14 protein-coding genes are annotated in these 11,333 nt (G+C 51.9%); 7 read left to right on the forward strand and 7 right to left on the reverse strand.

What is annotated here, in order from left to right:
- Nucleotides 1-26 precede the first annotated feature (26 nt).
- Nucleotides 27-872: a LysR family transcriptional regulator gene (locus GOV91_RS16445; protein WP_171236308.1), complete on the reverse strand. Its 846-nt coding sequence runs from the start codon at nt 870-872 to the stop codon at nt 27-29.
- 86 nt (nt 873-958) lie between these two features.
- On the opposite strand from GOV91_RS16445, the gene GOV91_RS16450 reads away from it, so the two are divergent.
- The 4 genes from GOV91_RS16450 to GOV91_RS22535 all read left to right on the forward strand — a co-directional run bounded on the left by GOV91_RS16450 (nt 959) and on the right by GOV91_RS22535 (nt 4,375).
- A complete protein-coding gene (locus GOV91_RS16450; RefSeq protein ID WP_171185288.1) occupies nt 959-1,426 on the forward strand; it encodes a cytochrome c in 468 nt (155 codons plus the stop codon).
- Between the two features lie 94 nt (nt 1,427-1,520).
- Nucleotides 1,521-2,348: a cytochrome c gene (locus tag GOV91_RS16455; protein WP_171236309.1), complete on the forward strand. Its 828-nt coding sequence runs from the start codon at nt 1,521-1,523 to the stop codon at nt 2,346-2,348.
- Nucleotides 2,349-2,513: 165 nt separating this feature from the next.
- Complete coding sequence (locus GOV91_RS16460; RefSeq protein WP_171091448.1) at nt 2,514-3,395, forward strand: cation diffusion facilitator family transporter; 882 nt, start codon at nt 2,514-2,516, stop codon at nt 3,393-3,395.
- Between the two features lie 158 nt (nt 3,396-3,553).
- A complete protein-coding gene (locus GOV91_RS22535; RefSeq protein WP_174836778.1) occupies nt 3,554-4,375 on the forward strand; it encodes a hypothetical protein in 822 nt (273 codons plus the stop codon).
- Between the two features lie 74 nt (nt 4,376-4,449).
- On the opposite strand, the gene GOV91_RS16470 is transcribed toward GOV91_RS22535, so the two are convergent.
- The 3 genes from GOV91_RS16470 to GOV91_RS16480 form a co-directional block, all read right to left on the reverse strand.
- Nucleotides 4,450-5,097, reverse strand: coding sequence for a response regulator transcription factor (locus tag GOV91_RS16470; protein WP_171236310.1), 648 nt, complete (start codon nt 5,095-5,097; stop codon nt 4,450-4,452).
- The gene (locus tag GOV91_RS16475) at nt 5,094-6,419 is read right to left on the reverse strand and encodes a sensor histidine kinase (RefSeq protein ID WP_171236311.1); all 1,326 of its coding nucleotides are present in this window, start codon (nt 6,417-6,419) and stop codon (nt 5,094-5,096) included. Before GOV91_RS16475 ends, GOV91_RS16470 begins: the two co-directional genes overlap by 4 nt.
- A 181-nt stretch (nt 6,420-6,600) precedes the next feature.
- On the reverse strand, nt 6,601-6,999 hold the full coding sequence (locus tag GOV91_RS16480) for a MerR family transcriptional regulator (protein ID WP_171236312.1): 399 nt from the start codon (nt 6,997-6,999) through the stop codon (nt 6,601-6,603).
- Nucleotides 7,000-7,098: 99 nt separating this feature from the next.
- Here GOV91_RS16480 and GOV91_RS16485 point away from each other — a divergent pair, with 99 nt between their 5' ends.
- Together GOV91_RS16485 and GOV91_RS22750 are read left to right on the forward strand one after the other, a co-directional pair.
- Entirely contained in the window at nt 7,099-7,422 is a 324-nt protein-coding gene (locus GOV91_RS16485; protein WP_171236313.1) for a hypothetical protein, read from the forward strand.
- 4 nt (nt 7,423-7,426) lie between these two features.
- On the forward strand, nt 7,427-7,645 hold the full coding sequence (locus GOV91_RS22750) for a GDCCVxC domain-containing (seleno)protein (RefSeq protein WP_254440702.1): 219 nt from the start codon (nt 7,427-7,429) through the stop codon (nt 7,643-7,645).
- A 292-nt stretch (nt 7,646-7,937) separates the two neighbouring features.
- On the opposite strand, the gene GOV91_RS22950 is transcribed toward GOV91_RS22750, so the two are convergent.
- From GOV91_RS22950 to GOV91_RS16500, 3 genes are all read right to left on the reverse strand, one after another.
- A complete protein-coding gene (locus GOV91_RS22950) occupies nt 7,938-8,192 on the reverse strand; it encodes a DUF3299 domain-containing protein (protein WP_371732330.1) in 255 nt (84 codons plus the stop codon).
- A 71-nt stretch (nt 8,193-8,263) separates the two neighbouring features.
- A complete protein-coding gene (locus GOV91_RS16495; protein ID WP_171236315.1) occupies nt 8,264-8,650 on the reverse strand; it encodes a hypothetical protein in 387 nt (128 codons plus the stop codon).
- Between the two features lie 119 nt (nt 8,651-8,769).
- The gene (locus GOV91_RS16500; protein WP_171236316.1) at nt 8,770-10,791 is read right to left on the reverse strand and encodes a caspase family protein; all 2,022 of its coding nucleotides are present in this window, start codon (nt 10,789-10,791) and stop codon (nt 8,770-8,772) included.
- A 304-nt stretch (nt 10,792-11,095) separates the two neighbouring features.
- Between GOV91_RS16500 and GOV91_RS22955 the strand changes: the two genes are divergently transcribed.
- Nucleotides 11,096-11,333 (forward strand): DDE-type integrase/transposase/recombinase (locus GOV91_RS22955; RefSeq protein WP_371732332.1); only part of this gene is annotated, 238 nt, incomplete at its 3' end.

Here is an 11,333-nt window from a genome sequence, read left to right on the forward strand (position 1 = left end):
AACCCGAAAGTCTCAGTTGCACAAAATCACTTAGCTAGCGCTTCCGATATGCGTTCGACTAGTGCCTTCTGAACTACAGCAAACCTTGGAGTTTGCGAGATTTCTTCTAACGTTGCGACCCACAGCGGAACCTCGATCTTAGGATTCACGTCCTGTGACCGTTTAAGGCGGGTATCCACGTCGCCAAAAAATGACGGCAGAAAGGTTTTACCAGCTCCCGAGGCCGCCATCTGCTGTAGCACCAGAAAACTGTCTGCTCCATTGGTCATTTCGTCGGCGCTTACATTCTGCGCCAGCCATTTGGCAGGAAGTGAACGACTCAACGCCCCGTCTAGCCTCATCCACCTGCGATTGGGGCTACCATCGTCAAAGACACCGAAGGACAGCGTTCCTGCACGCTCCCCAATCAGCCCTTCCCCGAGCTTTATCGAAGGGCGCACAGCAATGTCTGCTGTCAGTCGGGAAAGATCATGGTGGCTGTTCTGGCTTAGCAGAGTCAGGTTCAAACCTGGGTAAAGGCGTGAGATTTCGTTGAGTATTCTAGGGAGAACAATCTGACAAAGACTATCGGTAGACGTAATTCGCACGTGACCTACAGGAGACCGGTTTGCCCCGACAACCGCTCGCTCCACCGACAGCACTGCGTCTTCGACGCTTTCCATTGCAGAAAAGATCGCACTAGCTTCGGGCAGAACGGAATATCCTGACGGGTTTTTTTGAAAAATCCGGCAGCCATTGCGCTCTTCGAAAGCGGCCACTCTGCGCAAGACTGTGGCGTGCGTGACGCCCATGACCGTTGCGGCTGCATTAAGTGAGCCGTATTTGCTTACCGCCAGCGCGTATCGAATGTCGTCCCAGTTTTCGTTGTTCATAAATTAACAAGAGACGACCAATAACAAACAATTACAAGAAAATTCGTTCAAGCTAACATTCGGAGCATTGAACAGGGAGACACATCATGATGAAGCAGTTCTCAATCTTCGCAGCGGGTCTTTTGTCATTGACCGCAATTGGCACAGCCATCGCCCACGAAAGTGAAAACCCGGCTGTGAAAGCTCGAACCTCAATCATGCAGCTCTATGCCTTCAATCTTGGTACGCTTGGCGGCATGGCCAAAGGCGAGGTGGATTATGACGCCGAGGCCGCAACACGGGCTGCAAACAACCTTGTTGTACTAACGCAGATCGACCAATCCGCAATGTGGCCAAAGGGATCTGACAATGTTTCCGATCCGTCCTCCCGAGCGCTACCTGCGATCTGGGAAAACTTCCCTGACGTTGGTGCGAAAGGGCAGGCCATGGCAGACGCCGCTGTTGCGATGCAGGCTGCGGCTGGCCAAGATGTTGATGCCCTGAAAGCGGCTATGGGCGATCTGGGTGGAAGCTGTTCGGCATGTCACAAAGCGTACAGAGCACCGAAAGACTAAATGGTAGAAAGCTGTGAAGCGGTTTTTCCTTTTCACTGCTTTCGTTGCACTTTTGGTTGGGTTGGCCGGTTTGGTGCTGACCCGACCACAAAGAATGGATCGATCTCAACTTGACGGTTTGAACCCAGATCTCGCCAGAGGTGAAATCGTTTTCCACGCCGCAGGATGCGCATCCTGTCATTCAGCGCCGGACGCGGTTGGTGAAGAAAAGCTTAGGCTCTCCGGTGGTCGCCGGTTTGAGACGGAGTTTGGCACGTTCATCGCCCCCAACATTTCCAGTCACCCACAAGTCGGTATTGGGTCCTGGTCAGCCATGGATCTGGCCAACGCCTTGATCCATGGGACCGGAGCCGAAGGGCAGCACTATTTTCCAGCGTTTCCCTACACATCTTACGCCAACATGTCAGCGGATGACATCGTTTCGCTTCACGCATTCCTCAGCAATCTGCCACCAGCCACAACTGCAAGCGTTCCGCATGAGGTTCACTTTCCCTTCAACATTCGACGCGGACTGGGGGGATGGAAGCTTTTGTTCATGTCGCCAGGCTGGGTAGTCGAAGGTGATCTGACCAACCAACAAAGGCAAGGCCGGTATCTGGTGGAGGCGTTGGGTCACTGCGCCGAATGCCACACGCCGCGAAATGGCTTAGGTGGTCTGAAACGAGACCTTTGGCTGACAGGTGCACCAAATCCAAACGGGAAAGGTCGAATCCCAGGCCTCACCTCAGACCAGCTTGATTGGTCCGAGGCTGACATCGCCGAGTACCTGAAATCCGGTTTCACGCCGGATTATGACAGCGCAGGTGGTGAGATGGTGGACGTCATCGAAAACACATCGCGTCTCACGGATGAGGATCGTCTGGCGATTGCTGCCTATCTCAAAGCTGTTCCTGTTTCGTCAACGGGGTTTCCATCCGAGTAACAGTCGTTTGGTGCCATGCTGCGGGGACCAGATGCTGTTGCCGATCGCCAGTTGGAAGCTGTGAGGCCTATTCCCTTTTCACCAAACACCTGTTTTACGTTTTTAACATCGGAGCTCACCAATCCCCCGAGTTTCTGTTCATGATTGACTGAGGGTCGCGGCCAAATGACACAAAAAATCGCTCTTTGGTCCATTCCGATATCCATTGCGGTACTGGCCCTAAAACTGTTGGCTTGGTGGCTGACAGGCTCGGTGGCGCTATTGTCGGACGCGATGGAATCTACCGTAAATGTTGTTGCGGCACTGCTGGCGTATTTTGCGGTTCGGATTGCCAACATACCCCCTGACGAAAACCACCCCTTTGGTCACAAAAAAGCGGAGTATCTTTCCGCCGTCGCCGAGGGCGTACTGATTGTGCTGGCGGCGTTTTTGATCATCAGAGAAGCCGTACTGGCGCTCCCAAACCCGCATCTTGAGGATGCGCCGCTTCTTGGAATCGTCGTCAATGTCATTGCAACGGGCGTCAATGGCGCATGGGCCTACCTATTGCTCAAAACCGGCAGGCGCGAGGGTTCGCCTGCATTGGAGGCAAGCGCCCGGCACATTTTCACAGATGTCATGACCTCAGTTGGTGTCATCGCAGGTCTGATACTGGCGCTTGCCACCGGCTGGTTGATCCTCGACCCGATCCTGGCAATTCTTGTTGCGCTGAACATCTTGTGGGAGGGCTGGAAAGTTATTCGGTCGTCCGTCGATGGCCTGATGGATGTGACACTTTCGGACCATGACTTGCAGACTGTTTCCAACGCAATCGAAGCAAATCTCGGCGCCGCCTTAGAGTACCACGACCTCAAAGGGCGCAGATCCGCAAATGTCATCTTCGTGGAGTTTCACCTTGTTGTGGACGGCACCATGCCAGTCAGTGCAGCGCACGATATATGCAATGACATCGAGGAAGAATTGGATCGTTTGTATCCGGGTTCGGTCTTTGTCATTCACCTCGAACCTGATGACGAGTTGAAGGGTGACGGGGTTAGTTCCCACTGAACTGATCAAATGGCTCAGCGAAACTCTCTAGGATTGACTGATCAGACTAAGACGTTCGGCTTGAAATTCGTCAGACCTAAGCCCGATGTGGGAAAGCCGAACCAGAAGTAACCTGTCTTCAATGTCACGAAGCGTGATGATCAGAATTGGAGGCGAAAATGAAAATTCAAAGAAAGCTGGGTCAACTTCTTAGTACAGCGGCGTTGGCTTCGTTGATTGCGGCGACGCCTTATGTGCCAGCGTTTGATGCCGATGGTCGCCTACACTTTGAACCGTCATATGCCTTTGCCAAAAGCGGCAGGGGAAGCGACGGGGATGGTCGCGGCGACAGAGATGATGACCGAGACGACAACTCAGGGTCCGGTAGCAGCGGCCGAGACGATGACCGGGATGATGATCGTGATGACGATAGAGATGATGATCGCGACGACGACAGAGATGATGACCGTGATGACAATTCGGGGTCAGGAAAAAGTGGTCGCGACGACGATGATGATGACGATGATGACTCCAAACGTTCCAATGAAGGTAGCGGAAAGAAGGATCGGTCTCAAGCAGGGGGCAAACCGTCGGGTTCGGCGGGGATAACGAAGGTCGAAACAAGCGCTAACGGCATTGAAGTGCGTTACGCCGACGGAACCAAGGAAGAGATCGAAAACGGTCGGTATGAGAGAAAGAATGCTCAGAACCGAACTGTTGAGGAGCGCCCCGCGACTGGCGCTGACGTCTCTAGGCTTCGGTCTTTGGCGAATGGTATCTCAATCGACAGCGTGCGTTCTTCTGGGCAAGGCGGCACTGCCGGAAGTCGGCCCACGAAAGTGGAAATCCAAGGCAACAACATCGAAGTTAACTACGCCAATGGTTGGAAGGAAGAGATCGAGTTCGGGCGCTACGAGTTGAAAGACCCGTACAACCGTACTGTTGTTGAGAGAAACGCAACGGCATCTGATCGCCGGAGGCTACAGGCGGTTGCTAACTGAACAGCAACTCCAGTCGAAGATTCGTTGGCGGCTTCTCTTGGTGAGGGCCGCCATCGTCTTGAAAGAAAACGGAGTTATTCTGCTTTGTTCCATACATCATGGGCGATGATTGCAGCCTCTACCCGATTTCGCGCATGAAGCTTGGACAGGATTGCCGTCATGTAGTGCTTCACGGTCTTTTCCTGAAGGTCTAACTCGTCAGCGATTTCACGATTGCTCAGTCCTTTGGCCACGCGTCGAAGTATTTCTTCCTCACGATGCGTAAGGTCATCGAGAATGCTGCTGTTAATAGACATGCCGGTGTCAGCATTGATTTGCAGCAATACCCGCGAGGCCAAGCCCGGAGAAACGAACCCTTCACCTGCGGCGATGCTGCGTAAGGAAGCGGTTAGTTCGCTCGCGGTTACTCCCTTCACAATGTACCCAATAGCGCCCGCCTCCAAGGCGTCCGCGACATCGCTGCTGTTCTCTGAGACCGTCAAGATTGCAATGACGGGTGGATTTTCCATTGCCGCAATTTTACGTGTCGCGCTTATCCCGCCACCGGGCATCGAGAGGTCAAGAATAGCTATGTCCGGCTGATGCGTGCCGACCAGCGACACTGCCTCTTCAGCATTGGAACCGGCAGCCAAAACTTCGAAACCATCAGCTTCATCTAGTGTGCGTCGCAAACCATCCCTGAATATCGGGTGATCATCAGCTATTACGACGGATGTAGTCATGATGTGCCTAACTTTCTGGGAAAGAGTGTCATAGCAATGGTGGTGCCTTCGCCCGGTCTCGATACGACTTCGAACTTGCCGCCAATGCTCTCGACTCGATCTCGCAAGCCCATAAGCCCCTGGCCTCCATCGTCACGCAATGCGGATTCTTCTGACTTTCTAAATCCAGGCCCGTCGTCTTTGACCTTTATAACTATGCGGTCGGTTTGCACCTCAGAAGTAACAGTACAGTTGGAATCTGGGGCATACCTCGCGGCATTGGAAAGCGTTTCCTGAAGGAACCGAAAAATGCACAGCTTGTCGGACAATGACAACTCTGGGGCCTGGCTACCCAAGAACGAAATATCCGGTCGCAACGGACTGTGTTCGGCGTGATCCTCGACTGCTCTCTTCACAACATCGACGAATGACAGGCTGTCGATATCTGGCGCGGACAGCCCTCGCGATATTGCACGAATTTCAGCAAGAGATTTTTGCAGGGATTGCTGAATTTCCTCTGCCTCTTTAGGTCTTTCGGACCCTTTGGAAAACGCCGCCTCCAGTCTAAGGGCGGCGAGCGACAGGTATTGCGCAGGGCCATCATGTAGCTCAGCTCCAAGATTCTTGAGGAACCGATCTGTTTGCGTGGCATATCTTTCTGATGCCTCGACCACACGCGACCGCAGCAGCGCATTCTGCTCAGCCATCCTCTCACTTTCTGTCAGGCGCTGTGTAAGAAGAGCCCCCTGTTGTCGAATTGTTTTGTCGCCAATTGCAACGATGGAATACAGAACAATCGTACATGCCAGAAATGCGGAACCGACGACCAACCAACTTGTTCGCCTGGCCTGGGCTAAGTCTAACTCAAGCTGATCAGCTCTTTCGTAGAACTCAGCAACTGCGATGATTTCGCCGGACCAGAGTTCGCGGATGGGGCTGTAAACTTCAAGTAATGGTATCCCCAATGCCGCCTCTGCGGCGCTTTCGGCATGATCAAGCTCTTCGAAAGAGCCGGAGATATCACCGCTCCACGCCCGCCTTAAGTCACCCGTTGGATTGAAACGGTTTCCAATGATGTCTGTATCCGAGGCATGCGCAATCACACCGCCTTGCTTCCAGAATTTGTAGGAAACGATGCGGTCACGCATTGGCTGGGTCATGAAAACCTCGTCCAGCGCCAGGCTCGCCTGCTCTGAAAGGCGGTCGCCATGTGCTAATTCCTGGCTGAGCGGGGATACTACGCTTTCCATATATAGAGCCGCAGAGTTAGCGGAGTTTTGCACGACTGCGTTCTGGATTCGATTTGACACCCAGACCCCGACGATTGCAGTAGCAATGCCCATCACAACGATGCTGGCCGCAAGAAACACTCGCGACAACGACCAATTGCCAATCGTCAGGTCAGCTACTTTCACTCTCATCGTGAAATCGACTATGAACTACAATCTGTTACCGCACCACAGACCTTGGTCTGACGCGATCTGGCTAAATCTCAGACTCTTTGATTCCGCCCAGCGGCCAGAGTCAGATATCATCCATCGTTCTAAGTCTTTGCAGCATCGGGCATTGAACGTTTCCGCTATCACAATTGGCCGTAAGCTCACTCAAGGCGCGCTCCAAACGTCTGAGCTCATCAATCTTGCTTCGAACGCTGGCAATGTGTGCCTCGGCCAGTTCTTTCACTGATCGGCAGTCTTCGGTACTCCCTTCTGACAGCTCCAAAAGCGCCTTTGCGTCAGATGGAGGAAACCCCAGGTCGCGGCATTTCTTCAAAAACCGAAGTCTACCCACATCGTTTGCTGAATAGAGGCGACGATTGTTCAGAGCTCGTGCGGGTCTTGGTACGATACCTTCGCGTTCGTAGTAGCGGATAGTTTCTATGCCGACCCCGCTTTGCCGGGAAGCCTCACCTATCGCAATCATGTGAAGTGCCTCCACTTGATCCTGTAGTTACTACAGGAGTTATACGCTCTGAATGCCGGTGCCTCAACACAATCAAATCGAGTACCTCGGGAGCAAAAGATGAAGAAATATGTGAGCCTCAGCTACTTGGGATCGGTTTCCGCTCTGGGGGTCGCGACATGCTGTGTTCTTCCAATGGCCATGATGTTGCTCGGCTTGGGTGGCAGTTGGTTGGCGGTATTCGGAAAAATAGCGGCAGCAAGCTACTATGTTCTCGCCATCTCAACAGTGCTGGTCGCGGTTTCGTGGTTCGTAGCGCATCGAAACGGGACGTTGGCAAATCTGAAATGGTGGCTTGTCGGAAGCACGGCGATCACCGCGCTGGCATGGGTCATCGTGTTCAATGAGGCGCAAATCAACAATTATCTAATCATGCAGATGTGAGACAATGACAAAACAAACTGTGGTGCTAGATAGCATTTTTACCTGCCCTCGGTGTGGGCACGTTGAAACCGAGACAATGCCAACTGACTCGTGCCAATGGTTTTATGAATGCAAATCATGCAAGGCAGTCTTGAAACCATTGGAAGGCGATTGCTGTGTCTTTTGTTCCTACGCAACTGTCCCGTGTCCGCCAATTCAGTTAGGTGACTCCTGTTGCGGATAAGCAGGCCGCAACCGCAACATCCGAGAAAGGTTTGATTGTCCGTATTGGCTCGTCCGCCAAAGTTTGCAAAGTCAGCTTTCTGCGCATTGCTGCAATTGGGGCATCGCGCAGCATCGGTCAAAGTGGGCTCAAACCGGTCATTCGCTGCAACTTGCTTGAACGTCTGCTTTGCGGGACGAAGCAGACATTCATTTGGACCTAAAGCTCAGAGCAAGATCTACCTAACTCTGCAATTTGTTGACCTTTGGCATACCGATTAGACGCACAGGAGCAAATGCGATGTCGCGGAGGTCTAGAATGTCGAGACTTGGTCGGCCGACAGCGAGTAAGCAATCTCTAATTGCGAACTCCCGTCAATGAATGGAACCTCGACAAGCCTACTCTCTACGCTTAATCGGCCAACTACGGTGACTGCTTCAAAAGGTCCGCGCGTCTTAACGCCATTTTCGCTGCTGACTACTATCATTTGGTTGGGAGGAGGCGCAGGTGTGTGCACACAGGCACCCGCGTAGGCGACACCACAGAACGAGTAGGAGCGTCTTACCAAAAAAAGAGTTTGGGCGCGCAGTTAATGCCCATTCTGAATATCAGAGACGACGGCTATCGGACCTTATTGCCTCATTGCCTCGCGCGAACTCCACCCAATACTGTTTGCCAGAAAAAACCGTTCTGGAATGCAAGTAACAATACAGGCAAGCTCATCACCATTGAGCTAACGGTTTCAGTAAGTGCACCGAAACAGATTGAGGAAGAAAGAAAGGGGTAGAGAATATCCCAACCGTCGATGCGAAGGTCTGGGGTGGCTTCACCAGCTTCTAGTTTTGCGCGCTTTGCCGAACGCTCTTCAATTGCCAAAGAGATCATTCTGGCAATCATACCGAGCCCCATGAGTGCAAAGAGGATCATCTCTCGGACGGGTGATCGCTCAAACCAACTGTCCCCGCTGAGAAACCTGTCTGCACTGACAATCGCTATAGCAAAGAACAAAATAGCAAGCAAAACCATTATGATCTTAAACACTATCCTGAGCGCCCTGTTAGGCACCCGCAATTTGGCTTTTGGTGAGTAGTGAACCCAAGCCGTGGTAAGGCAAAGAGTTAACGAGAGTAGCATCCACCAGTAGGTCACTGCGCAGGTCTTTCAAAGAAAATGCGTCCGGAGCCCGAGGAGAACGTAGAAGGTGTCTGTTCAATACCCTCAGCCAAAGAGTGGCCTCGTACTCGTCTGAACAGCTCATATCGTAGTTCCTCAAACTCGATCAGACCGTCTTGGTTGAGGTCTGCTCCACCCTTGAGACCTTCTATCAATGAACGCGTGAAGACACCTCCATTTACCCAGAGCGCTCTTTCCTCACCTGTTCCGGCAACAATGATTCCCTTATGTGGTTGTTTGAGATTGGCTTGAATTGTTTGCCAGCGGCCTGGTTCACGAAAGGCATCCTCATCGTCGTTGTCGCCAGATAGCAGTTTTGGCAGGACTAAGCCTGATGAGCACGCATCAATGAGCAGCAACGTGTGATGCATTTTTGAGCGCTTGATATTCTTGTCCCGAAGGTCCTCGAGCAACACCGAAGAATGATAAGGCTGTTGAGGCTCGTAATCGTACGGGATCAGAAGACCGTCTGTGACGACGCTTTCTGTAGTTCCATCACTACCCCTCGAGATATGAGTTCCGTGACCACCGAAGTAGACAACTACCCGGTTTGCTTGCCCATCAGACTCCGTACCCCAAAACTTGTTCAATGCCCCCAGTATCGCCAATTTCGTTGCTTTTGGGCCGTATAGTTTCGTAATGCTCTCTTCTGGAAACCCCATCAACTGCAATTGGTCGGCAAGCCTATCGGCGTTCTGTTCCATGAAGCCCAAGTTACGAAAGCCCGAGGATGATGGATATTCGTCTATGGCGATCAGGACTGCGTGACTTTCTGAATAGGCGTCAGGAAACAATCGAGCCGCCTTCCCTTCAACCCATATTCGTAGTCTTCGACCACGATGTTCGACATGATTAACGCCTTGCCTGACAAACTCTAAAAGGTCTTCGCCCATAGCGGAGTCTTCGCCCATCCATCGAGCGTTTTTACCATTGATCGTCAGTGATTCATCTTCTGGAAATTCAGCGAGCAAAATATCAGTAAAAGAAGGCCCGCTCGAAGCCACTGCATTTCCCGCCACATACTTGCCTGGCACTAAGACTATCTCACGCAGCAATGATGAATGAGTCCATGGGATTTGTCGGTAGTCAGTTTTTTTCGCTACTTCTGCGCGGACCCGAACCATTGCGACTTCCAATGGGAGACCGGGAGTTGCAAGGTGCTCAACAATGGCTTCGGTGAATGGGCTGTTCTCCCCCTCGCCATCAAACGAGACTTCCGCTGGCGCGGTCGCATAGTTAATCATTGTACCGGCTCGCGCCTCGATCCGGGCGAGCCCACCAGCTTCTACGCCTCTACGACCATTGGCGGATACCTGACGTGAGTTGGATGAAGCAAATGGATTGTCTCGGCAGGCGTCGAGAAAGACAATGCGCGATCCAGATGTTGTCTCAAGAATCCTAAGAACCGAGTCTAAAGATACCGCTTGATCAATCAGCGCATTAGCATCGTGTATATTCTTTATGTCAGTCGGAAGAATGTAGTTTTTTCCACCAATCTGGACAGCATGCCCAGCATAGAAGAAAACCACGATTTCGGCATTTACGGTTTCTTTTGCAAACTTTGCCACCAGTTCCAACGTATCGATTTGCGATAAATTAAGCCCCGTCCAAGTGTCAAAACCCATTCTGCGAAACAGGTCTGAAATTACTCGAGCGTCGTTCTCTGGATTAACAAGCTTGCTTACTTCGTCGTAGTCTGAATATCCCAGAATGAGAGCCACCCGATTTCCCGTTATTTTTGGGCTGTGGATACTGGCTCGTGCATTTTTCCTTTTCTCCAGTTCAGGCTCTGAGATTTTGGGTTGAGGCGCTGGATCAATAGGCTCAGGGGGTAAATCCTGAGGCACAACAGTCGTTTCGTTACCGAAGTCTCCCCCAATATCTTCTGCACTGGGTACGATTACCAAACCTCGCGTTTCAAACGCCGCAGCAGGAAATACGATCAATGAATACGTAAAAAATGCTGCTATGATTTGAACTAGATATCGGGCCATAATTTGGTGCTCCTAGGAACCCTTGGCTGCTCAATCATGACATGTGGAAGTTTTTCCGTCAACGAAACGACGACGAGCGAAGTTGGTTGGGCAAATGACAAATTCCCTCTTTTTTCGCCTTAAGTTCTAGGTGTCAAACTGCACCCGCAGCCCTCTCAAACGCAATGCAGAATGTAAGTTCCTCCTCTGAATTCGGGAGAAGGCTCCTGAAACCGGGTCTGGGCCTAAGTTGGCCGCTATGCATTCCTAGCTGAACAAAGATTGTAGTTTGGATGGCTAGGTCTACCACAAGGACAGCTCGATCATTCAGCTCCGATCGACGCATCCCAACCATGTCTGGAGCGTCGATTTTGTTCACAACAAGCTGAGCAATGGGCGGAGCTATAAGATGCTCACGGTTCTGGATGAATACACCCGCCAGGCGCTTGCAGTGGAAGTTCGGATCCGCATGGGTTCTGAAGATGTGCTGGAGGTTCTCTACGGGCTATTCCTGCGCCACGGAAAGCCTGATTTCGTTCGCAGCGATAGCGGCCCAGAGTTCT

The sequence above is a fragment of the Ruegeria sp. HKCCA6837 genome (assembly GCF_013034475.1).
Taxonomy (GTDB): domain Bacteria; phylum Pseudomonadota; class Alphaproteobacteria; order Rhodobacterales; family Rhodobacteraceae; genus Ruegeria.

Excerpts from the sequence above, each read along its gene's own strand:
- GOV91_RS22750 (WP_254440702.1), top strand. The coding sequence starts at position 7,427 with ATGACAAAACAAACTGTGGTGCTAGATAGCATTTTTACCTGCCCTCGG.
- GOV91_RS22535 (WP_174836778.1), top strand. The coding sequence starts at position 3,554 with ATGAAAATTCAAAGAAAGCTGGGTCAACTTCTTAGTACAGCGGCGTTG.
- GOV91_RS16500 (WP_171236316.1), bottom strand. The coding sequence starts at position 10,791 with ATGGCCCGATATCTAGTTCAAATCATAGCAGCATTTTTTACGTATTCA.
- GOV91_RS16445 (WP_171236308.1), bottom strand. The coding sequence starts at position 872 with ATGAACAACGAAAACTGGGACGACATTCGATACGCGCTGGCGGTAAGC.
- GOV91_RS16450 (WP_171185288.1), top strand. The coding sequence starts at position 959 with ATGATGAAGCAGTTCTCAATCTTCGCAGCGGGTCTTTTGTCATTGACC.
- GOV91_RS16460 (WP_171091448.1), top strand. The coding sequence starts at position 2,514 with ATGACACAAAAAATCGCTCTTTGGTCCATTCCGATATCCATTGCGGTA.
- GOV91_RS16455 (WP_171236309.1), top strand. The coding sequence starts at position 1,521 with ATGGATCGATCTCAACTTGACGGTTTGAACCCAGATCTCGCCAGAGGT.
- GOV91_RS16495 (WP_171236315.1), bottom strand. The coding sequence starts at position 8,650 with ATGGTTTTGCTTGCTATTTTGTTCTTTGCTATAGCGATTGTCAGTGCA.
- GOV91_RS16480 (WP_171236312.1), bottom strand. The coding sequence starts at position 6,999 with ATGATTGCGATAGGTGAGGCTTCCCGGCAAAGCGGGGTCGGCATAGAA.
- GOV91_RS16470 (WP_171236310.1), bottom strand. The coding sequence starts at position 5,097 with ATGACTACATCCGTCGTAATAGCTGATGATCACCCGATATTCAGGGAT.
- GOV91_RS16485 (WP_171236313.1), top strand. The coding sequence starts at position 7,099 with ATGAAGAAATATGTGAGCCTCAGCTACTTGGGATCGGTTTCCGCTCTG.
- GOV91_RS16475 (WP_171236311.1), bottom strand. The coding sequence starts at position 6,419 with ATGGGCATTGCTACTGCAATCGTCGGGGTCTGGGTGTCAAATCGAATC.